The organism is Enterobacter sp. ECC-249 (assembly GCF_043965265.1).
In the GTDB taxonomy this organism is placed as follows: domain Bacteria; phylum Pseudomonadota; class Gammaproteobacteria; order Enterobacterales; family Enterobacteriaceae; genus Enterobacter; species Enterobacter quasiroggenkampii.
This window is the reverse complement of sequence record NZ_CP143660.1, coordinates 428636-451273: the sequence shown is the minus strand read 5'-3', so window position 1 is coordinate 451273 and position 22638 is coordinate 428636. Positions and strand designations below refer to the sequence as shown.

The window sequence follows — 22638 nt, the reverse complement described above, 5'->3', positions numbered from 1 at the left end:
CACCGGGCCTACAAAATTCACGTAGGCCGGATAAGCGAAGCGCCATCCGGCACAGAATCTTAAGCCAGAATACGCGTGCCAATCGGCGTGCCGTTAAACAGCGCCGGCAGTTGCTCCGCGTGACGCCAGGAGGCGATATCCACCGGGCGGCCCAGCGTGCGTGCGGCATCCAGCGCGGCGTTTACTTTGACGATCATGCCGTCGGTGATGATGCCCTGCGCAATCAGCTGCTCGGCTTTCTCAGCCGTCATTTCCGCAATGCGTTGGCCTTTGCCGTCCAGAATGCCGCTCACGTCGGAGAGCAGGATCAGGTCCGCGCCCAGCGTTGCCGCCAGCGCGGTTGCCGCCTGGTCAGCGTTGACGTTCATCAGCTCGCCCTCTTCGGTCACCCCGATAGAGCTCACCACCGGCAGGAATCCTCCTTCCAGCAGCGTATTAATCAGCTTAGGCGAACCTGGCTGCGCCAGTCCAACGTGGCCGAGCTCTTCGTCGAGCTGGGTCACTTTTACGCTGTCGCCATCGCCCAGATAGAGGCCAACGGACGCAATGTGGTGTTTTTTCGCCCACGCCAGCAGCGTTTTGTTCGCCGTACCCGCAAGCGCGCCGGTAATGATGTCAATCTGGTCAGCAGGCGTCACGCGCAGGCCGTTCTTCTTTTTCACCGGCAGGTTGAGCCCTTTCATCAGCTCATCCACCACGCAGCCACCGCCGTGCACAATCACCAGCGGACGTTGATGTGATTCGCGATAGTTCACCAGCGCGGTAAACAGACGCTCCAGCGCTTCTTCGCTGTCCAGCAGTACACCACCGAGTTTGATAATTAATGGGTTCATCATCACACCTTAAATAAGAGCCTGCGTTTCAGGGAAGCCGAAACGAATATTTGCACACTGCATTGCCTGTGCGGCAGCGCCTTTCAGTAAGTTATCTTCTGCGGCCACCACGATGAGATGCTCACCCTGAACGGCAAAACCGATGTCGCAGAACGGCAGACCAACCACGTTTTTCAGCGCCGGCACGCCTTTGTCGTACAGGCGCACCAGCGGTTTATCCGCATACGCCTGGGTGAAGACCTCTTTCACCTGCTCTTTGGTCACGCCCGGTTTCAGGCGGCAGGTAATGGTTTCGAGGATCCCACGCGGGAAGCTGCCCAGGTGCGGGGTGAAAATCACCTCGGCGCCCAGATGCGTTGTGATTTCAGGGTGATGACGATGATTAAACACGCCATACGGCTGAAGGCTCACTTCGCAGAAGCTGTTGGAGATAGCGGCCTTGCGACCTGCACCGCTCACGCCGCTGGTGGCGTTGATCACCGGCCACTGGCTCAGATCCAGCAGGCCTGCGTCGATCAGCGGCTTCAGGGCAAGCTGCGCCGCCGTCGGGTAGCAGCCCGGAACGGCAATCAGGTCCGCTTCTTTTAGTTTGTCTGCGCTCCACTCCGCCAGGCCGTACACTGCTTTTTCCAGCAGCTCCGGATGCTGATGGGTGAAACCGTAATATTTTTCGTAAAACGCGCCGTCGTTCACGCGGAACGCGCCGGAAAGGTCGAAGACCACGCAGCCAGCCGCCAGGAACTGCGGCGCCAGGTCGTGGCTAACCTCGTGCGCGGTGGCTAAAAACACCACGTCAACGCCGTCGGTAAACTCGCTGATGTCAGACATGGGCTGCAGCGGCAGATCGACCATGCCCTTAAGCTGCGGATGCAAATCGGAAATTAACTTTCCTGCATCATTGCTTTGCGCTGACACGGTCAAAGCGGTTATGGTCATATGTGGATGGCGATTCACGTAGCTTACAAGCTCTGCGCCCGCATAACCGCTAGCGCCTACAATCAGCGTATTCAACATCGGGTTCCTTTATGCTCAACGTTAGTGTATTTTTATTCACATTTATTGCATGAATATTGATACTATCACGACCTAAGGTGTGTCAACAATGAAAATGAACTTACCGCCATTTATCGAGATCTACCGCGCCCTGATTGCCACACCGTCCATCAGCGCAACGGAAGAAGCGCTGGATCAGAGCAATGAGTCTTTAATCAATCTGCTGGCGGGCTGGTTCAGCGATCTTGGGTTCAACGTTGAGGTTCAGCCCGTCCCCGGAACACGTCACAAATTTAACCTGCTTGCCAGTACCGGAACCGGTGCGGGCGGCCTGCTGCTGGCCGGTCATACCGATACCGTGCCGTTTGACGATGGCCGCTGGACGCGCGATCCGTTCACCCTGACCGAGCACGACAACAAGCTCTACGGTCTGGGCACCGCCGACATGAAAGGCTTCTTCGCCTTTATCCTCGACGCGCTGCGTGACGTGGACGTGACGAAACTGAAAAAACCGCTCTACATTCTGGCGACCGCCGATGAAGAGACCAGCATGGCGGGCGCGCGCTACTTCTCTGAAAACACGTCGATTCGCCCGGATTGCGCGATCATCGGCGAGCCGACGTCTCTACAGCCGATTCGCGCGCACAAAGGCCATATCTCTACCGCCGTGCGCGTGCTGGGGCAGTCCGGCCACTCCAGCGATCCCGCGCGCGGGGTGAACGCCATTGAGCTGATGCATGACGCCATCGGCCGCATTATGACCTTGCGCGACGATCTGAAAGAGCGCTATCACTACGACGCGTTCACCGTGCCGTATCCAACGCTAAACCTCGGCAGCCTGCACGGCGGTGATGCCTCCAACCGCATCTGCGCCTGCTGCGAACTGCATATGGACATCCGCCCGCTGCCGGGCATGACCCTAAGCGATCTCGATGGCCTGCTGAATGAAGCTCTGGCCCCGGTGAGCGAGCGCTGGCCGGGTCGCCTGACGGTCTCTGAACTGCATCCGCCGATTCCGGGTTACGAATGCCCACCGGACCATCAGCTGGTTGAAGTGGTGGAAAAGCTGCTGGGTGAGAAAACCGACGTGGTGAACTACTGCACCGAAGCGCCGTTTATCCAGACCCTGTGTCCGACGCTGGTCCTTGGCCCTGGCTCCATCAACCAGGCGCACCAGCCGGATGAATATCTGGAAACCCGCTTCATCAAGCCAACCCGCGAACTGATTACACAGGTTGTGCATCACTTCTGCTGGCATTAAACCCGCACCGTACATCCCATAGGGGAGAGGACTGCGCGATGCGGTTTTTTCCCCTTTACCCAATCGGGTGTTCGGTCCTGGGGGAGGGGATGTCTCACTCCCCATCATGAACTTTCTTCATCTTTCCTGAGCAAACCTCACCGTTATTGTTGATTATTTATGTTGACGTCCCTCCGCTTTTCCGTCATTTTTACATCTGGACGTCTAAACGTATAGAAGTTCACAACACAACAGATAACGACATGCGATTGATAGAGGTAAGGTATGAGCTTTTTTCACGCCAACCAGCGGGAAGCACTGAATCAGAGCCTGGCCGAAGTAAACGGCCAGATTAACGTCTCTTTTGAATTTTTCCCGCCGCGCACCAGTGAAATGGAGCAAACCCTGTGGAGCTCTATCGATCGTCTCAGCAGCCTGAAACCGAAGTTCGTCTCCGTGACTTATGGTGCTAACTCGGGTGAGCGTGACCGTACGCACAGCATCATTAAAGGCATTAAAGATCGTACCGGTCTGGAAGCTGCGCCTCATCTCACCTGTATCGACGCGACACGCGACGAGCTGCGGGCTATCGCCCAGGATTACTGGAATAACGGCATCCGTCATATCGTCGCACTGCGCGGTGACCTGCCGCCGGGCAGCGGTAAGCCGGACATGTATGCCGCCGATCTGGTCGCGCTGCTGAAAGACGTGGCGGATTTTGATATCTCCGTTGCCGCTTATCCAGAGGTGCATCCGGAAGCGAAAAGCGCCCAGGCGGATCTGCTTAACCTCAAGCGTAAAGTGGACGCCGGCGCGAACCGCGCCATTACCCAGTTCTTCTTTGATGTGGAAAGCTACCTGCGCTTTCGCGACCGCTGCGTCTCCGCGGGCATCGACGTTGAAATTATCCCGGGTATTCTGCCGGTCTCTAACTTCAAACAGGCGAAGAAATTTGCCGATATGACCAATGTGCGTATTCCTCTGTGGATGTCTAAAATGTACGAGGGGCTGGACGATGACCCGGAAACACGCAAGCTGGTGGGCGCAAATATCGCGATGGACATGGTGAAGATCTTAAGTCGTGAAGGGGTGAAGGATTTCCACTTCTACACGCTGAACCGTGCAGAGATGAGTTACGCCATATGCCATACGCTCGGCGTTAGACCAGGCGTGTAACAAAAAGAGCCCTCTTCGGAGGGTTTTTTGATTTATAAGGGTTTTATTTTCCTGCCATATCAGCAATGCTGCCTTTGACGTACAAAACTCATGTATTTTCCATGGGAAATTAAACGGATTTAACTATCGAATCTGTGGGTTATCTCAACTATACCTTATCAACAAGGGCGTATATCGTAACGGTAACACTGTAAAAGGGAGCATAGCGATGAGCACGTCAGACGAGACCAATAAAGCGGCATCAGTCGGCAAATGCCCGTTCCATCAGGGCGGCGTCGATCACAGCGCGGGCGCAGGTACAGGCAGCCGCGACTGGTGGCCAAAACAACTCCGCATCGATCTTCTTAACCAACATTCCAATCGTTCGAACCCACTGGGTGAAGACTTTGACTACCGCAAAGAATTTAGCAAGCTTGATTACGCCGCGCTGAAAGGCGATCTCAAAGCACTTTTAACCGACTCCCAACCGTGGTGGCCTGCCGACTGGGGCAGCTATGCGGGCCTGTTTATTCGTATGGCCTGGCACGGCGCGGGTACCTATCGCTCCGTTGACGGACGCGGTGGGGCTGGACGCGGTCAACAGCGCTTTGCGCCGCTGAACTCCTGGCCGGATAACGTGAGCCTGGATAAGGCGCGCCGTCTGCTGTGGCCAATCAAGCAAAAATACGGACAAAAAATTTCCTGGGCCGATCTGTTTATCCTCGCGGGTAACGTGGCGCTGGAGAACTCCGGCTTCCGTACCTTTGGTTTTGGCGCCGGGCGTGAAGACGTCTGGGAACCAGACCTGGACGTGAACTGGGGTGATGAAAAAGCCTGGCTGACCCACCGTGACCCGGAGGCGCTGGCGAAGCGTCCGCTGGCCGCCACCGAAATGGGCCTGATCTACGTCAACCCCGAAGGGCCAAACGCCAGCGGTGAACCTCTTTCTGCTGCGGCGGCAATTCGCGCGACCTTCGGCAACATGGGGATGAACGACGAAGAGACCGTTGCGCTGATCGCGGGCGGCCACACCCTCGGCAAAACCCATGGCGCAGGTGAAGCCACGCATGTCGGCACCGACCCGGAAGCCTCACCGATTGAAGCGCAGGGCCTGGGCTGGGCGAGCACGCACGGCACAGGGGTTGGTGCAGATGCCATTACCTCCGGTCTGGAAGTCATCTGGTCGCAAACCCCGACCCAGTGGAGCAACTACTTCTTCGAGAACCTGTTCAAATATGAATGGGTGCAGACCCGCAGCCCGGCGGGTGCGATTCAGTTTGAAGCCGTGGATGCGCCGGAAATCATGCCCGATCCGTTCGATCCGTCGAAAAAACGCAAACCTACCATGCTGGTCACCGACCTGACGCTGCGTTTTGACCCGGAATTCGAGAAAATTTCCCGCCGCTTCCTGAACGATCCGCAGGCCTTCAACGAGGCCTTCGCCCGTGCCTGGTTCAAGCTGACCCATCGTGATATGGGGCCAAAAGCGCGGTACATCGGCCCTGAAGTGCCGAAAGAAGATCTGATCTGGCAGGACCCGCTGCCGCAGGCGGTGTTCAATCCGTCGAAAGAAGACATTGAAAGCCTGAAGGCGGAGATTGCTGCATCTGGCCTCACCGTGAGCGAACTGGTTTCCGTTGCCTGGGCGTCGGCTTCAACCTTCCGCGGTGGCGATAAGCGCGGCGGCGCCAACGGCGCGCGTCTGGCGCTGGCGCCTCAGCGCGACTGGGATGTGAACGCCGCGGCGGTTCGCGCGTTACCGGCTCTGGAAGCTATCCAGCGCACTACCAACAAAGCCTCTCTGGCCGATATCATCGTGCTGGCGGGTGTCGTGGGCGTTGAGCAGGCGGCGAAAGCGGCAGGCGTTTACGTTAACGTTCCGTTTACGCCAGGGCGTGTGGATGCGCGTCAGGATCAGACGGATATCGAGATGTTTAATCTGCTCGAACCGATTGCCGATGGCTTCCGCAACTACCGTGCGCAGGTGGATGTGTCCACCACGGAGTCACTGCTGGTTGATAAAGCCCAGCAGCTGACGCTGACCGCGCCGGAGCTGACGGTGCTGATTGGTGGCCTGCGCGTGCTGGGTGCAAACTTTGATGGCAGCAAGAACGGCGTGTTCACCAACCGCGAAGGCGTGCTGAGCAATGATTTCTTCGTGAATCTGCTGGATATGAACACGCAGTGGAAGGCAACCGACGAATCTAATGAGCTGTTTGCCGGAAGCGATCGTGCCAGCGGTGAAGTGAAATATACCGCCACCCGCGCCGATCTGGTCTTCGGTTCTAACGCCGTCCTCCGCGCGCTGGCAGAGGTTTATGCCAGCGATGATGCGCACGAGAAGTTTGTCCGCGACTTCGTTGCCGCATGGGCGAAGGTGATGGATCTGGACCGGTTTGACCTGCAGTAACCGTTGTGCCGGGTGGCGGCTACGCCTTACCCGGCCTACAAATCAAAGTGCCATGCAGGCCGGGTAAGCGCAGCGCCACCCGGCTTTTTTATTACTCCCACTCCTGCAGGAATCGCTGTCCATACTGGTCGGCCACCAGCAGCGCCGCATAGACCTGATCGGGCGTGACGCCGCCGGGCATGTTGTGGATGGTTTCTCCTTCCGCACAGGACGCTTCGGCGATCAGACGTATTTTCGCCGGGATATCCTCTTTTATGTTCAGCTGTGCCAGCGTGATCGGCAGCCCTACGCTGTGGCAAAGCGCGGCGACGGTCTCTATTTCTTCAACCGGCGCGTTTTCCAGCACCAGCTGCGTCAGCGTGCCAAACGCCACTTTTTCACCGTGATAGAAGTGATGCGCATCCGGTACCGCCGTCATACCGTTATGAATAGCGTGTGCCGCCGCCAGACCACCGCTTTCAAAGCCTACGCCGCTGAGATAGGTATTGGCTTCGATAATGCGTTCCAGCGCCGGGGTAACCACATGCTGTTCCGCGGCCAGCATGGCTTTTTCACCCTCTTCAACCAGCGTGTTGTAGCACAGCTCGGCCAGCGCGAGTGCAGCCTGCGTACATTTGCCGCCCGCCATGGTGGTCGCGCCGCTGCGCGAGCAGGCGCGTGCTTCAAACCACGTCGCCAGCGCATCGCCAATCCCGGCAGCCAGCAGGCGTGCCGGCGCACCCGCAACCACTTTTGTATCGACGATAACCATGTTCGGGTTGTGCGGCAGCATCAGGTAGCGATCGAACTCACCGCTGTCGGTATAAATGACGGAAAGGGCGCTGCACGGCGCATCGGTGGAGGCAATGGTTGGGGCAATAGCGACGGGGACGTCCATAAAATGGGCCAGCGCTTTGGCGGTATCCAGCGTTTTACCGCCGCCAATGCCCAGCACCGCCATACAGTCGGCGCTGTCGGCCAGTTTTTTCAGTCTATCGATTTCATTTTGTGAACATTCGCCACCAAACGGCGCGATTTCGGCATGCAGTTCGGCTTTTTTAAAACTCTGACGCAGGGTCTCTTCGGCAAAACCCAGCACAAATTTATCGCCAACAACCAGCCAGCGATTGGCCAGGGGTTTCAGATAGTCGCCGAGACGGGTAAGCACATCAGCGCCCTGGATATATTTTCCCGGCGATTGAATGATACGGTCCATAACAGTTCTCCCTTAGAGGTTGAGGTTACCAAACGCGTTTTTCCAGTCCTGCTCGAACCTCTCTATGGCTGACTCTACCGCTGGCGTGCCGAGCATTTGTTGCGCTACGTCTAAGGGAAGCGTGATTGCCTCGCATCCCGCCAACAGGCAGTCCAGCGCCTGACGCGGCGTTTTGAAGCTGGCGGCCAGAACCCTGCTTTCCGGCGCGTGCAGTTCCAGCAGGGATTGCAGCTCCTGGACCATGCGAATGCCGTCCCCGCCCTGAGCGTCAACGCGGTTTACATACGGCGCGACATATTTCGCCCCTGCGAGTGCGGCGAGCAAGCCCTGCGCCGCGCTGTAAACGGCGGTTCCCAGCGTGGTTATCCCCTCTTTTTTCAATGCTTTAATCGCGATGAGCCCTTGAGCCGTCACCGGGATTTTCACCACAATGTCCGGGATGGCGTTACTCAGACGTTTGGCTTCCGCCACCATGCCTTCTGCATCGCGGCTCATGGTTTGAGCAAACAGCGTGCCTTCCGGTCCGATGGCTTTTTGCAGACGCGGCAGCACGTCCCAGATGGATTCACGGCTGGCGGCGATGATGCTCGGGTTGGTGGTGACGCCCGCAACAGGAAAGATGCGGGCCAGACGTTCAACTTCCGCCACGTTGGCGGTATCCAGATACAGTTCCATTATTTTTCCTTAAGTCAGAAAGGTTGAATAAAGGATAAGACGCGGGCAGGCAGGGCGGATACAGGCCAATTTTGCCAAATACTGGATAAATGTAATGTCCTTAGCGAAGTGCGAGAGCGATCACAATGCTATTTTTTGGCGATCAGTTCGCTGTGATACTGGCGACGATATTCGGAGGGGGAACGTTCGGTGTGCTTGCGAAAAAGGCGGCAGAAGTAGTTGCTGTCCGTAAATCCGCAGCGTGCCGAAATATCCTTAATTTTTAAATCGTACCCCTTGAGCAGCTGGCGCGCGTGTTCCAGACGCGTCTGTGTCAGGTATTCATTGAACCCAACATTTCCGGTCTTCTGAAAAAGGTGAGAGAGATAGTTAGGGGAAATGTAAAACGCCTCGGCAACGGAATCCCGGGTCAGCGCTGAGACATGATGTTCATCAATAAAGCGACGAACGGCTTCGAAGAGAGCGCGACTGCGGCTATCAGTGTGGATCTCGCTGCCAAGAAGATCCTGGCAGTGGCTGAGCAGGCTTAATACCACCAGTCTGGCGGTATCCTGCTCGGTCGGCTGCATGTGCAGTTCGTTGAGCGTTTGTAGGAGAAACGCGCCCGTCCGGGGGCCTCGCCTGGCGACCTGCTGCTGTTGTAAAAGGACGTTATTCCGATGGCGCTGAAGCGTCAGTTGCTGTTTGCCGAAGCTTATTCTGAGAGAGTGCGAAGAATGAAGCGGGACGTGCCCGGATGTGGAAAAGAATGCCTCGCAGCGGGTTTCCAGGATAACCGAGAGACAAGGTGACGTTCCGGTATTCTTCCCGGCAGGCGCGACAAAATACACCTGACGCAGCGGCGTTGTACCGTTGATCAGGTCAGTCAGGATGCGGGTGATGTCGTATTGCATGGTGTGAATACCGAGGTATTGCCCGGCGGCGCTGGCGCTTGCCGGGCCTACGAAAAGCATATTGTAGGCCGGGTAAGCGTAAGCGCCACCCGGCAAAAACCGATTAGCCGGTGTTACGCATACCCGCCGCAACGCCTGCAATCGTTACCATCAACGCCTGTTCAACCCGCGGATCCGGCTCTTTACCTTCTTCTTCCGCCTGACGCGAACGGTGCAGCAGCTCTGCCTGCAGGACGTTCAGCGGGTCGGTGTAGATGTTACGCAGCTGAATAGACTCGGCAATCCACGGCAGGTCCGCCATCAGATGTGAGTCGTTGGCGATGTCCAGTACCACTTTGATGTCGCCTTCCAGCAGTTCGCGCAGCTCTTTACCCAGCGCCCACAGCTCTGGTTTCACCAGACGCTGGTCGTAGTATTCCGCCAGCCACAGGTCAGCTTTCGAGAAGACCATCTCCAGCATGCCCAGACGGGTAGAGAAGAACGGCCAGTCGCGGCACATGGTTTCCAGTTCGCTCTGTTTACCGTCTTCCACCACTTTTTGCAGCGCGGCACCGGCACCCAGCCAGGCGGGCAGCATCAAACGGTTCTGAGTCCAGGCGAAGATCCACGGAATCGCGCGCAGAGACTCTACGCCACCGGTTGGGCGACGCTTCGCAGGTCGTGAGCCCAGCGGCAGTTTACCCAGCTCCTGCTCAGGCGTGGCCGAGCGGAAGTAAGGAACGAAGTCTTTGTTTTCACGCACGTAGCCGCGGTATAGATCGCAGGAGATATCAGACAATTCGTCCATGATATGGCACCAGGATGCTTTCGGCTCCGGCGGTGGCAACAGGTTTGCTTCCAGGATCGCGCTGGTATAGAGCGACAGGCTGCTGATGGTCACTTCCGGCAGGCCGTACTTGAAGCGGATCATTTCGCCCTGCTCGGTGACGCGCAGGCCGCCTTTCAGGCTTCCCGGCGGCTGTGACAGCAGCGCTGCGTGAGCAGGTGCGCCGCCACGACCAATCGAGCCACCGCGTCCGTGGAACAGGGTAAGCTCAATACCGGCTTTTTCACAGGTTTTGATCAGTGCGTCCTGCGCCTGATACTGCGCCCAGGACGCCGCCATCACGCCTGCATCTTTCGCGGAGTCGGAATAGCCAATCATCACCATCTGCTTGCCCTGAATAAAGCCGCGGTACCAGTCGATATTCAGCAGCTGGGTCATGACGTCGTTGGCGTTGTTCAGGTCGTCGAGGGTCTCAAACAGCGGGGCGACCGGCAGAGCGTAGTCGATTCCCGCTTCTTTTAGCAGAAGGTGAACGCCCAGTACGTCGGACGGGGTCTTCGCCATAGAGATCACATAGGCGGCGACCGATCCTTTCGGTGCGTCCACGATCGCTTTACAGGTGTTGAGCACTTCGCGGGTTTCGTTGCTTGGCTCCCAGTTGCGTGGCAGCAGAGGGCGCTTTGAGTTCAGCTCGCGGATCAGGAAGGCCTGTTTGTCGGCTTCGGACCAGCTTTCATAATCGCCAATGCCGAGATAGCGGGTCAGCTCGCCCAGGGCTTCGGTATGACGGGTACTTTCCTGACGTACGTCGATACGCACCAGCGGCACGCCGAAGCATTTCACGCGGCGCAGGGTGTCGAGCAGTTCGCCGTTGGCGATGATGCCCATCCCGCAGGCCTGGAGTGATTTATAACAGGCGTATAGCGGCTCCCAGAGCTGTTCGTTCTGGCTGAGCAGGCCTTCTGGTTTTGGCAGGCGCTGGCCTTTCAGGCGCGCTTCCAGCCAGGCCTGAGTGGCCATCAGCTGACCACGCAGTTTCTTCATCAGGAAACGGTACGGCTCGCTGGCGCCTTCTTCGCCGGCCAGCGCGCGCAGTTCCGGCGTCGCTTCAACCATCGACAGCTCTGAGATCAGCACCTGAATGTCTTTCAGGAACAGGTCGGTCGCTTTCCAGCGGCTCAGCAGCAGGACGTGACGGGTAATTTCCGCGGTCACGTTCGGGTTACCGTCGCGGTCTCCGCCCATCCAGGAGGTGAAGCGAACCGGAACAAAGTCGACCGGCAGACGGTAGCCGAGGTTCTCTTCCAGCTGTTCGTTCAGCTCGCGCAGGTAGTTCGGCACCCCTTCCCACAGGCTGTTTTCCACCACCGCAAAGCCCCATTTGGCTTCGTCGACCGGGCTTGGACGATGCTTACGAATTTCATCGGTGTGCCAGGACTGGGCAATCAGCTGGCGCAGACGGCGCATCAGCTGGTTGCGTTCGTAGTCGGCAATGTCTTTGTTATCCAACTGCTTCAGACAGTTGTTCACTTCCACCATTTTGTGGATCAGGGTGCGACGGGTAATTTCGGTGGGGTGTGCGGTCAGCACCAGCTCCAGCGAAAGCGATTCCACCGCTTTTTTGATGGTGGCTTCGTTGAGGTCCGGCTGGTCTTTCAGTTTACGAAGGGTGCGGGCAATGACTTCCGGGTTGCTGGCCGCTTCGCCATTTGGCGAAATGCTGTGGTATTGCTCTGCGGTATTAGCCAGATTCAGGAACTGACTGAATGCGCGTGCAACGGGCAGCAGCTCATCGTTAGAGAGGTTCTGCAAGGTGGTGAGCAGCTCCTGACGACTGGCCTCGTTTCCGGCACGAGACGATTTGGACAGCTTGCGGATGGTTTCAACGCGGTCGAGGATGTTCTCCCCCAACGCATCTTTGATGGTATCTCCAAGCACTTTGCCGAGCATACTGACATTACTACGCAACGCGGAATATTGTTCGTTCATAAAAACCCAGTCACCCCATCATTTTTGTTTATGCCCAGGCGAAAATTTTCTGGACATTATTTTGTCATCTCCCTTTATAAAGCCACGTAAAACCCCCGTCGTCAATTGCTGCGAAAACGGTTCAGCAAACGAATAAATGAGGGCAATTTACGAAATTTAATTCGCATTGCGCCAGATAAGAGATGCTTATGAAAATCTTCAGGGGAAAGAGATTAATCACTAAAAATGGCAACTGCGTTTGCCATTTTGCTTTTATCTCCGGTTTTATACGCAAAAAAAAAGCGGACCACGGGGTCCGCAAAAGTTCACGTTGGCTTTAGTTGTTCGAGTTTTGAGAGAAACTCGTTGACGGTGCGGGGACGTCAAGGGTCAAACACGTGCCGCCTCGTCTATGTGGTGTATTATTCAACAGAATGCTTGATAGGGATAATCGTTCGTTGCTATGCTATCTATCGCCATGAACTATCGTGGCGACGGAGGATGAATAATGAATATTCGTGATCTTGAATACCTGGTAGCGTTAGCCGAGCATCGTCACTTTCGCCGCGCGGCAGATTCCTGCCACGTCAGCCAGCCCACGCTGAGCGGCCAGATCCGCAAGCTGGAAGACGAACTGGGCGTGATGCTGCTGGAGCGCACCAGCCGTAAGGTTCTGTTCACACAGGCAGGTCTTCTGCTGGTGGATCAGGCGCGTACCGTGCTGCGCGAGGTCAAAGTGCTTAAGGAAATGGCAAGCCAGCAGGGGGAGGCCATGTCCGGCCCGCTGCATATTGGCCTGATCCCAACCGTTGGCCCGTACCTGTTGCCGCACATCATTCCGATGCTGCACCAGACGTTCCCGAAACTCGAAATGTACCTGCACGAAGCGCAAACCCATCAGCTGCTGGCGCAGCTGGACAGCGGCAAGCTCGACTGCGCTATTCTGGCACTGGTAAAAGAGAGTGAAGCTTTTATTGAAGTGCCGCTGTTCGATGAGCCAATGATGCTGGCGATCTACGAAGATCACCCTTGGGCGAACCGCGATCGCGTGCCGATGGCCGATTTGGCCGGTGAAAAGCTGCTGATGCTGGAAGATGGCCATTGCCTGCGCGATCAGGCGATGGGCTTCTGCTTTGAAGCGGGTGCGGATGAGGATACCCATTTCCGCGCAACCAGCCTGGAAACGCTGCGTAATATGGTGGCGGCGGGAAGCGGTATCACGCTGCTGCCTGCGCTGGCGGTGCCGCACGAGCGTAAACGTGATGGCGTGGTCTATTTGCCGTGCATTAAGCCAGAGCCGCGTCGCACTATCGGCCTGGTGTATCGCCCGGGTTCACCGCTGCGCAGCCGCTATGAGCAGCTGGCAGAGGCCATCCGTGGTTCGATGGATGGCCATTTCGACAGCGCGTTAAAACAGGCGGTTTAAGCCGTTCAGCGCAGCTACCCGATAGGCTTCCGCCATGGTCGGGTAGTTAAAGGTGGTGTTAACGAAGTACTCAATGGTGTTACCACCGCCTTTCTGCTCCATTATCGCCTGGCCGATATGAATGATTTCCGCCGCGCGTTCACCAAAGCAGTGAATTCCGAGGATCTCTTTCGTCTCGCGATGGAACAGGATTTTCAGCGTTCCCACGCTCATCCCCACGATTTGCGCCCGCGCCAGATGTTTAAACTGCGCACGACCCACCTCGTAAGGCACTTTCATTGACGTCAGCTGCTGCTCGGTTTTGCCGACTGAACTGATTTCCGGGATGGTATAGATGCCCGTCGGAATATCTTCGATCAGGTGCGCCGTCGCTTCGCCTTTTACCAGCGCCTGTGCGGCTATGCGTCCCTGATCGTAAGCGGCTGAGGCCAGGCTTGGGTAGCCAATCACGTCGCCGACCGCGTAAACGTGCGGCAGGGCGGTCTGATACATGCTGTTGACCTTCAGCTGGCCGCGGCTGTCGGTTTCAAGCCCGATATTTTCCAGCTGCAGGGAATCGGTGTTGCCGGTACGGCCGTTGGCGTAGAGCAGGCAGTCTGCTTTCAGCTTCTTGCCGGACTTCAGGTGCATGATCACCCCGTCGTCACAGCCTTCGATTTTTTCGTACTCTTCGTTGTGGCGAATCACCACGCCGCTGTTCCAGAAGTGGTAGGAGAGGGAGTCCGACATCTCCTGATCGAGGAACGCCAGCAGGCGGTCACGAGTGTTGATCAGGTCAACTTTGACGTCCATTCCGCGGAAGATTGACGCATATTCGCAACCAATGACCCCCGCGCCATAGATAATGACGTGGCGGGGTTCATGGTGCAGGCTCAGAATCGAGTCGCTGTCGTAGACGCGCGGGTGCGAGAAGTCCACGTCTGCCGGATGGTACGGACGTGAGCCGCAGGCGATCACAAATTTTTCAGCCGTGATGGTTTCAACCGAACCGTCGTGGCATTCGAGTGCCAGGGTGTGTTCATCCACAAAATGCGCGTTGCCCTGCAAAATTTCACAGTGGTTACGCTCATAAAATCCCTGACGCATGCGTGTCTGCTGGTTAATAACGGTATCCGCGTGATTCAGGATGTCGGCAAAGGATGAACGAAGAAGTCGGGAGTGGTCGCTGTAAAGAGGGTTCTGGTTAAATTCGATAATGCGGCTAACGGCGTGGCGGAGGGCTTTCGAAGGGATGGTGCCCCAGTGGGTGCAACCGCCGCCGACATTATGGTAGCGCTCGATGACCGCTACTCTGGCTCCCTGTTTCACCAGACCCATAGCAGCACCTTCGCCGCCGGGGCCGGAACCAATAACTATTGCGTCGTAATCGTAGGAATGTGGCATGGCAAGGCTTACCTGTTCTTATACATAAAAGCAACAGAATCATAACATCATTGCCAGGGTAACCCAATTATCGTTGTGCTTTTTTCCGGCAGTGGAGCACAAACCGCACGTAAACAATCATTCACAAAGCCAGGCAAACAGATTAATTTTATTCTCTGGTATAGTGCCATCAGGCCTTTGGAAGGATTCAACTATCGTGATGGGCGTAAGAGCACAACAAAAAGAGAAAACCCGGCGTTCGCTGGTGGAAGCCGCATTCAGTCAACTGAGTGCTGAGCGGAGTTTTGCCAGTTTGAGCCTGCGCGAAGTCGCACGCGAGGCCGGGATTGCGCCAACGTCCTTCTATCGTCATTTCCGTGATGTGGATGAACTGGGACTGACTATGGTGGACGAGAGCGGTCTGATGCTGCGTCAGCTGATGCGCCAGGCGCGTCAGCGTATCGCCAAGGGGGGCAGCGTGATCCGCACCTCCGTGTCGACATTTATGGAGTTTATCGGCAATAACCCTAACGCGTTTCGTCTGCTTCTGCGCGAACGTTCGGGCACATCGGCAGCGTTCCGTGCCGCCGTCGCGCGTGAAATTCAGCACTTCATCGCGGAACTTGCCGACTATCTTGAACTCGAAAACCATATGCCGCGTGCCTTTACTGAAGCACAGGCTGAGGCGATGGTGACGATAGTGTTCAGCGCGGGTGCCGAAGCGCTGGATGTCAGCATTGAACAACGCAAGCAGCTTGAAGAGCGACTGGTATTGCAGCTCAGGATGATCTCCAAAGGCGCGTACTACTGGTATCGCCGTGAACAAGAGAAACTGGCACATCAAACCGAAGAGTGAAGGTGAGTAATGAAACAGTCAGGTCAGGATAAAGGGACGCTGTTGCTGGCATTGATCGCTGGCTTATCCATTAATGGTACGTTCGCCGCTATTTTTAGCTCCATCGTGCCGTTTTCGATTTTCCCGCTTATTGCGCTGGTGCTGACGGTTTACTGCCTGCATCAACGCTACCTGAACCGCACCATGCCGGTGGGGTTACCGGGGCTGGCCGCTGCCTGCTTTATTCTGGGCGTATTGCTTTATAGCACGGTGGTTCGCGCGGAATATCCGGATATCGGCTCTAACTTCTTCCCTGCGGTACTGTCTGTGGCGCTGGTGTTCTGGATTGGCTCGCGCATGCGTAGTCGTAAAAGCCAGTTGCCAGAGTAAAGAGTTTTGTCATTGTAGGCCGGATAAGCGAAGCGCCATCCGGCTTTTTTTGGCAGGTGGCGCTTCGCTTTCCTGCCCTACAAGGCCACATTACTTCGCCGTGAGCAGTACGCCGCACTCCATATGGTGCGTATACGGGAACTGATCGAACAGCGCCAGACGTTCAACCTTGTGCGTCTGGCCTAATGTTTCGAGGTTCTTGCACAGCGTCTCCGGGTTACAGGAGATGTACAAAATACGCGGGTACGCCTGCACCATCTTCTCGGTTTCGCTGTCCAGGCCACTGCGCGGCGGGTCGACAAAAATTGTCTCGCACTGGTAGCTCTTGAGATCGATCCCTTCCAGGCGGTTAAACTGGCGTACGCCATTCATGGCCTGCGTGAACTCTTCTGCGGCCATACGAATGATCTGCACGTTGTCGATATGGTTAGCGGCAATATTGTACTGCGCGGCGGCAACCGACGGTTTGGCGATTTCCGTTGCCAGAACGCGGTCGAAGTTACGCGCCAGCGCCAGCGAGAAGTTGCCGTTACCGCAGTAGAGCTCGAGCAGATCGCCCGTTGATCCTTCCGTCGCGTTCAGCGCCCACTCCAGCATCTGCACGTTCATCGCAGCATTCGGCTGGGTAAAGCTGTTCTCGACCTGACGATAAACCATCTCTTTGCCCGCTACCGGCAGACGCTCGTCGATGTAGTCCTGATCCAGCATGATTTTGGTTTTTGTCGCGCGGCCAATCAGATGAACGTTGATGTTCTGCGCGCGCAGCGCATCGCGCAGCGCTTCTGCCTGCTCGCGCCACTCGTCGTTCAGGGCTTTGTGGTACAGCAGAGAGACAATCGCCTGATTGCTTTGCGTGGTCAGGTAGTCAACCTGGAACAGCTTGTTACGCAGCACCGGATTGTTGCGCACGCCGTCCATTATCAGCGTCATCAACTGGTTGATAAGCTCACTCGCTGCCGGGAAGCTGTCCACGCGAATACGGGACTTCGTCTGCTGATCGAAAATGATGTGATACAGGTCGTCGCCGTCGTGCCAGATGCGGAACTCGGCGCGCATGCGGTAGTGACTGACAGGGGAGCGGAACACCTCGGGAACGGGCGCGTTGAAAGGCGTCATCATACTTTGCAGGCGGACGACTTTCTCTGCCAGCTGCGCGTCGTACTGTTCTGTAGGGAGGTGTTCTGGGGTCATGATGCGTCCTGAGTGATAAAGAATTACGCGGGGATTGTAGGCATTGTTCAGGGGATGTCCAGATTTAATGGGCAATAGCTGTCTGGACATCCATACGTGTCTAATTGTAGCATTCTGTTTCCGGTCTCCTGAGAGTGAAAAGGGAATCCAGTGTAAATCTGGAGCTGACGCGCAGCGGTAAAGACTGGCGGGATGAGCGTTGTAGACACTGTGAAAATGGGAAGTCTTCATCCTTATATAGCCACCTAGCCCGAAGACCTGCCGGGATCACGTCGCATTTGGTTTCATCATCGCGTGCTATCGATGAGGCCTGCGGCATCCTTCTTATATTGTGGATGCTTTAACAATGATTAAAAAAGTATCGCTGTTGACGGCGTTGTCCGTCACGGCATTTTCGGGCTGGGCGCAAGATAGCGCAGACTCGTTGGTGGTGACGGCAAATCGTTTTGAACAACCTGAAAAAACTATCCTGGCTGCAAACACGGTTGTTACGCGTGCCGATATTGACCGTTGGCAATCAACCTCGGTCCTGGATGTTATGCGTCGCCTGCCCGGTGTGGATACGGCGCAAAATGGCGGGATGGGGCAACTCTCTTCTCTCTTTATCCGTGGCACCAACTCCAGCCACGTCCTGATCCTTGTTGATGGGATCCGCCTTAACCAGGCGGGCGTTACGGGGTCGTCCGATCTCAGCCAGTTCCCAATCTCTCTGGTGCAGCGTATCGAATATGTTCGTGGACCGCGTTCGGCGGTATATGGCTCGGACGCTATCGGCGGAGTCGTAAACATTATTACCACTCGCGCAAAGGACGGTACCACGCTGAATGCAGGTGTCGGGTCGCACGGTTACCAGAATTATGGCGGCAGTAGCCAGCAAACATTGGGCGACAGCACGCGCGTCACGCTTGCGGGTGATTACACCTATACCAAAGGGTTTGATGTGGTTGCGGACGGCAATAATGGTGGCCTTGCCCAGACCGATCGCGACGGCTTTATGAATAAAACGCTCTACGGTGCACTGGAACACGCATTCTCGGAGCAGTGGAGCGGTTTTGTTCGCGGCTTTGGCTACAGCAACCGTACGGCCTACGACGGTTACTACAGCTCATTTACCCCTGACGTACTGGTCGATACCCGCCAGCTCTATAGTCAGACCTGGGATGCAGGATTGCGCTTCAACGATGACATCTTCCATTCACAACTGCTCACCAGCTATAGCCACAGCAAGGACTATAACTACGATCCAAATTTGGGGCGCTACGATTCGACAGCCACGCTGGATGAAATCAAACAGTACAACGTCCAGTGGCTTAACTCCGTTGATGTTGGCCATGGGAACATTGGCGCGGGCGTTGACTGGCAGAAGCAGAGCACCGAACCGGGTACAAACTACGTGACTAACGGCTACGACCTGCGTAACACCGGCGTCTACCTGACCGGGCTGCAGCAGTTTGGTGACTTCACCCTGGAAGGGGCGGTTCGCAGCGATGACAACTCTCAGTTCGGTCGCCATGGCACCTGGCAAAGTAGTGCGGCCTGGGAGTTCGTGGAGGGTTACCGCTTCGTTGCGTCTTATGGTACGGCCTATAAAGCACCGAATTTGGGTCAGCTCTATGGTTTCTATGGCAATGACCATCTTGATCCAGAAGAGAGCAAGCAGTGGGAAGGTGCGTTTGAAGGCCTGACGGCTGGCGTGAGCTGGCGCGTATCCGGCTACCGTAATGACGTTGATAATCTCATCGACTTCGATAATAACCTCCAGCAATATTACAACGTCGGTAAAGCACGCATTAAAGGTGTGGAAGCGACAGCATCATTTGATACGGGCCCGTTGACGCATACCGTTGGCTACGACTATGTGGATGCCCGCAATGCCGCAACCAACGAACTTCTGGACCGTCGTGCTAAACAGCAGGTGAAATATCAGCTCGATACGCAGATCTATGATTTCGACTGGAGCCTGACTTATCACTATCTCGGTACGCGTTACGACACCGACTTTGGCACTTATCCGTCTGAGAAAGTAAAAATGGGTGGTGTAAGCCTGTGGGATGTCGCAGTTTCGTATCCTGTCACCTCACACCTTACAGTTCGTGGTAAAATAGCCAACCTGTTCGATAAAGATTACGAGACAGTTTATGGCTACCAAACTGCAGGACGGGAATACACCTTGTCTGGCAGCTACACCTTCTAATCCGCGTCCCACCGTGCTGGTGTTTGATTCCGGCGTCGGTGGGCTTTCGGTCTATGATGAGATTCGGCATCTCCTGCCGGATCTCCATTACATCTACGCCTTCGATAACGTCGCTTTCCCGTATGGGGAAAAGAGCGAAGATTTTATTGTTGAGCGCGTGGTGGAAATCGTCACCGCGGTACAAAAGCGCTATCCCCTTGCGCTAGCCGTCATCGCCTGTAACACGGCGAGCACCGTTTCTCTTCCCGCCCTGCGTGAAAAATTCCAGTTCCCGGTTGTGGGCGTCGTCCCTGCAATAAAGCCTGCCGCGCGTCTGACAGCGAACGGCATTGTGGGCTTGCTGGCCACGCGAGGCACGGTAAAGCGTCCTTATACCCGCGAGCTGATCGACCGCTTTGCCAACGAATGCCAGATTGCGATGCTGGGTTCGGCTGAGCTGGTGGAGATGGCGGAAGCGAAGCTGCATGGCAAGGCGGTATCACTCGACGAGCTGCGTCGTATTCTTCGTCCGTGGCTGCGGATGCCCGAACCCCCGGATACCGTTGTGCTGGGCTGTACCCACTTCCCGCTACTCCAGGAAGAGCTATTAGAGGTACTGCCGGAGGGGACGCGTCTGGTGGATTCCGGAGCGGCTATTGCCCGTCGTACGGCATGGTTGCTGGAGCATGAAGCCCCGGATGCGAAATCTACCGATGCGAATATCGCGTTTTGTATGGCTATCACGAAAGAGACTGAGCAACTTTTACCCGTTTTACACCGTTATGGCTTTGAAACGCTCGAAAAACTGGCGCTGTAGCACGGTTTTGAGCAAAAAAGAGACGGTTGAAAGTTTTTTTTAAAAGAGGGGTTGTCAACGTCTGAGAACTCCCTATAATGCGCCTCCACTGACACGGAACAACGGCTTACAGGCCGCCGGGTTAGCGGGGTTCAGAGATGAACGCCAGCAGAGAAAAGCGAAAATAATCACTTGACTCTGAATGAGGAAAACGTAATATACGTGACCTCGCAACGGTGAGCTTAACGCCGCGTTGCAACTGCTCTTTAACAATTTATCAGACAATCTGTGTGGGCACTCAAAGTGACATGGATTCTTAATGTCTTCGGACAATAAATGAATACCAAGTCTCTGAGTGAACATACGTAATTCATTACGAAGTTTAATTCACGAGCATCAAACTTAAATTGAAGAGTTTGATCATGGCTCAGATTGAACGCTGGCGGCAGGCCTAACACATGCAAGTCGAGCGGTAGCACAGAGAGCTTGCTCTCGGGTGACGAGCGGCGGACGGGTGAGTAATGTCTGGGAAACTGCCTGATGGAGGGGGATAACTACTGGAAACGGTAGCTAATACCGCATAACGTCGCAAGACCAAAGAGGGGGACCTTCGGGCCTCTTGCCATCAGATGTGCCCAGATGGGATTAGCTAGTAGGTGGGGTAACGGCTCACCTAGGCGACGATCCCTAGCTGGTCTGAGAGGATGACCAGCCACACTGGAACTGAGACACGGTCCAGACTCCTACGGGAGGCAGCAGTGGGGAATATTGCACAATGGGCGCAAGCCTGATGCAGCCATGCCGCGTGTATGAAGAAGGCCTTCGGGTTGTAAAGTACTTTCAGCGGGGAGGAAGGTGTTGAGGTTAATAACCTCAGCAATTGACGTTACCCGCAGAAGAAGCACCGGCTAACTCCGTGCCAGCAGCCGCGGTAATACGGAGGGTGCAAGCGTTAATCGGAATTACTGGGCGTAAAGCGCACGCAGGCGGTCTGTCAAGTCGGATGTGAAATCCCCGGGCTCAACCTGGGAACTGCATTCGAAACTGGCAGGCTAGAGTCTTGTAGAGGGGGGTAGAATTCCAGGTGTAGCGGTGAAATGCGTAGAGATCTGGAGGAATACCGGTGGCGAAGGCGGCCCCCTGGACAAAGACTGACGCTCAGGTGCGAAAGCGTGGGGAGCAAACAGGATTAGATACCCTGGTAGTCCACGCCGTAAACGATGTCGACTTGGAGGTTGTGCCCTTGAGGCGTGGCTTCCGGAGCTAACGCGTTAAGTCGACCGCCTGGGGAGTACGGCCGCAAGGTTAAAACTCAAATGAATTGACGGGGGCCCGCACAAGCGGTGGAGCATGTGGTTTAATTCGATGCAACGCGAAGAACCTTACCTACTCTTGACATCCAGAGAACTTTCCAGAGATGGATTGGTGCCTTCGGGAACTCTGAGACAGGTGCTGCATGGCTGTCGTCAGCTCGTGTTGTGAAATGTTGGGTTAAGTCCCGCAACGAGCGCAACCCTTATCCTTTGTTGCCAGCGGTCCGGCCGGGAACTCAAAGGAGACTGCCAGTGATAAACTGGAGGAAGGTGGGGATGACGTCAAGTCATCATGGCCCTTACGAGTAGGGCTACACACGTGCTACAATGGCGCATACAAAGAGAAGCGACCTCGCGAGAGCAAGCGGACCTCATAAAGTGCGTCGTAGTCCGGATTGGAGTCTGCAACTCGACTCCATGAAGTCGGAATCGCTAGTAATCGTAGATCAGAATGCTACGGTGAATACGTTCCCGGGCCTTGTACACACCGCCCGTCACACCATGGGAGTGGGTTGCAAAAGAAGTAGGTAGCTTAACCTTCGGGAGGGCGCTTACCACTTTGTGATTCATGACTGGGGTGAAGTCGTAACAAGGTAACCGTAGGGGAACCTGCGGTTGGATCACCTCCTTACCTTAAAGAACCTGCCTTTGCAGTGCTCACACAGATTGTCTGATGAAAAACAGCAGTAAAAATCTCTGCAGGCTTGTAGCTCAGGTGGTTAGAGCGCACCCCTGATAAGGGTGAGGTCGGTGGTTCAAGTCCACTCAGGCCTACCAAACTCCTTTTAAAGGATGAGCGGTACAGAGATTGCAAAACGATGGGGCTATAGCTCAGCTGGGAGAGCGCCTGCTTTGCACGCAGGAGGTCTGCGGTTCGATCCCGCATAGCTCCACCATCTTTTACTGCGAACACAAGAAAACTTCAGAGTGAACCTGAAAAGGTGCACTGCGAAGTTTTGCTCTTTAAAAATCTGGATCAAGCTGAAAATTGAAACGACACATCTTTAAGGTGTGTTCGAGTCTC

Annotated in this window: 16 protein-coding genes, 2 tRNA genes, 1 rRNA gene and 1 riboswitch; of the genes, 11 read left to right on the top strand and 8 right to left on the bottom strand. The window is 55.7% G+C overall.

The genetic code is table 11. From position 1 onward, the window contains the following. Positions 1 to 59: 59 nt before the first annotated feature. Positions 60 to 836, bottom strand: coding sequence for an acetylglutamate kinase (argB, locus tag V1587_RS02225; protein ID WP_090420882.1), 777 nt, complete (start codon positions 834 to 836; stop codon positions 60 to 62). A 6-nt stretch (positions 837 to 842) separates the two neighbouring features. After that, positions 843 to 1847: an N-acetyl-gamma-glutamyl-phosphate reductase gene (argC, locus tag V1587_RS02220; protein ID WP_371899670.1), complete on the bottom strand. Its 1005-nt coding sequence runs from the start codon at positions 1845 to 1847 to the stop codon at positions 843 to 845. Between the two features lie 88 nt (positions 1848 to 1935). Between argC and argE the strand changes: the two genes are divergently transcribed. The 3 genes from argE (at position 1936) to katG (ending at position 6631) form a co-directional block, all read left to right on the top strand. Next, complete coding sequence (argE, locus tag V1587_RS02215; RefSeq protein ID WP_023309677.1) at positions 1936 to 3087, top strand: acetylornithine deacetylase; 1152 nt, start codon at positions 1936 to 1938, stop codon at positions 3085 to 3087. A 264-nt stretch (positions 3088 to 3351) separates the two neighbouring features. Further along, positions 3352 to 4242, top strand: a complete 891-nt coding sequence (metF, locus tag V1587_RS02210; RefSeq protein WP_010436968.1) for a methylenetetrahydrofolate reductase — start codon at positions 3352 to 3354, stop codon at positions 4240 to 4242. Between the two features lie 208 nt (positions 4243 to 4450). Beyond that, entirely contained in the window at positions 4451 to 6631 is a 2181-nt protein-coding gene (gene katG, locus V1587_RS02205; protein WP_371899671.1) for a catalase/peroxidase HPI, read from the top strand. Positions 6632 to 6722: 91 nt separating this feature from the next. Here the strand turns inward: katG and V1587_RS02200 are convergent, their stop codons facing one another. The 4 genes from V1587_RS02200 to ppc all read right to left on the bottom strand — a co-directional run bounded on the left by V1587_RS02200 (position 6723) and on the right by ppc (position 12149). Continuing rightward, on the bottom strand, positions 6723 to 7826 hold the full coding sequence (locus tag V1587_RS02200) for a glycerol dehydrogenase (protein ID WP_371899672.1): 1104 nt from the start codon (positions 7824 to 7826) through the stop codon (positions 6723 to 6725). Positions 7827 to 7838: 12 nt separating this feature from the next. Beyond that, positions 7839 to 8501, bottom strand: a complete 663-nt coding sequence (gene fsa / locus V1587_RS02195) for a fructose-6-phosphate aldolase (protein ID WP_371899673.1) — start codon at positions 8499 to 8501, stop codon at positions 7839 to 7841. A gap of 128 nt (positions 8502 to 8629) precedes the next feature. Further along, positions 8630 to 9394, bottom strand: a complete 765-nt coding sequence (locus V1587_RS02190) for a helix-turn-helix transcriptional regulator (RefSeq protein WP_371899678.1) — start codon at positions 9392 to 9394, stop codon at positions 8630 to 8632. A gap of 103 nt (positions 9395 to 9497) precedes the next feature. Next, the gene (ppc, locus tag V1587_RS02185) at positions 9498 to 12149 is read right to left on the bottom strand and encodes a phosphoenolpyruvate carboxylase (protein WP_371899674.1); all 2652 of its coding nucleotides are present in this window, start codon (positions 12147 to 12149) and stop codon (positions 9498 to 9500) included. A 487-nt stretch (positions 12150 to 12636) separates the two neighbouring features. Between ppc and oxyR the strand changes: the two genes are divergently transcribed. Next, complete coding sequence (oxyR, locus tag V1587_RS02180; RefSeq protein ID WP_133295340.1) at positions 12637 to 13554, top strand: DNA-binding transcriptional regulator OxyR; 918 nt, start codon at positions 12637 to 12639, stop codon at positions 13552 to 13554. On the opposite strand, the gene sthA is transcribed toward oxyR, so the two are convergent. Further along, positions 13537 to 14937, bottom strand: a complete 1401-nt coding sequence (gene sthA / locus V1587_RS02175; RefSeq protein WP_008501785.1) for a Si-specific NAD(P)(+) transhydrogenase — start codon at positions 14935 to 14937, stop codon at positions 13537 to 13539. The two genes, oxyR and sthA, sit on opposite strands and share 18 nt — an antisense overlap. 196 nt (positions 14938 to 15133) lie before the next feature. On the opposite strand from sthA, the gene fabR reads away from it, so the two are divergent. Both fabR and V1587_RS02165 read left to right on the top strand, forming a co-directional pair. Then, entirely contained in the window at positions 15134 to 15772 is a 639-nt protein-coding gene (gene fabR, locus V1587_RS02170) for an HTH-type transcriptional repressor FabR (RefSeq protein WP_008501784.1), read from the top strand. Between the two features lie 9 nt (positions 15773 to 15781). Next, positions 15782 to 16141, top strand: a complete 360-nt coding sequence (locus tag V1587_RS02165; RefSeq protein WP_008501783.1) for a YijD family membrane protein — start codon at positions 15782 to 15784, stop codon at positions 16139 to 16141. 90 nt (positions 16142 to 16231) lie between these two features. On the opposite strand, the gene trmA is transcribed toward V1587_RS02165, so the two are convergent. Beyond that, on the bottom strand, positions 16232 to 17332 hold the full coding sequence (trmA, locus tag V1587_RS02160) for a tRNA (uridine(54)-C5)-methyltransferase TrmA (RefSeq protein ID WP_371899675.1): 1101 nt from the start codon (positions 17330 to 17332) through the stop codon (positions 16232 to 16234). Positions 17333 to 17436: 104 nt separating this feature from the next. Then, positions 17437 to 17613, top strand: a riboswitch (cobalamin riboswitch). A gap of 65 nt (positions 17614 to 17678) precedes the next feature. Between trmA and btuB the strand changes: the two genes are divergently transcribed. The 5 genes from btuB to V1587_RS02135 all read left to right on the top strand — a co-directional run bounded on the left by btuB (position 17679) and on the right by V1587_RS02135 (position 22510). Continuing rightward, positions 17679 to 19526: a TonB-dependent vitamin B12 receptor BtuB gene (gene btuB, locus V1587_RS02155; RefSeq protein WP_371899676.1), complete on the top strand. Its 1848-nt coding sequence runs from the start codon at positions 17679 to 17681 to the stop codon at positions 19524 to 19526. Beyond that, positions 19471 to 20322: a glutamate racemase gene (gene murI / locus V1587_RS02150; protein ID WP_371899677.1), complete on the top strand. Its 852-nt coding sequence runs from the start codon at positions 19471 to 19473 to the stop codon at positions 20320 to 20322. Before btuB ends, murI begins: the two co-directional genes overlap by 56 nt. Positions 20323 to 20705: 383 nt before the next feature. Continuing rightward, positions 20706 to 22245, top strand: a 16S ribosomal RNA gene (locus V1587_RS02145). Positions 22246 to 22314: 69 nt separating this feature from the next. Next, a tRNA-Ile gene (locus V1587_RS02140) sits at positions 22315 to 22391 on the top strand. 43 nt (positions 22392 to 22434) lie between these two features. Continuing rightward, positions 22435 to 22510 (top strand) — tRNA-Ala (locus V1587_RS02135). Positions 22511 to 22638 lie beyond the last annotated feature (128 nt).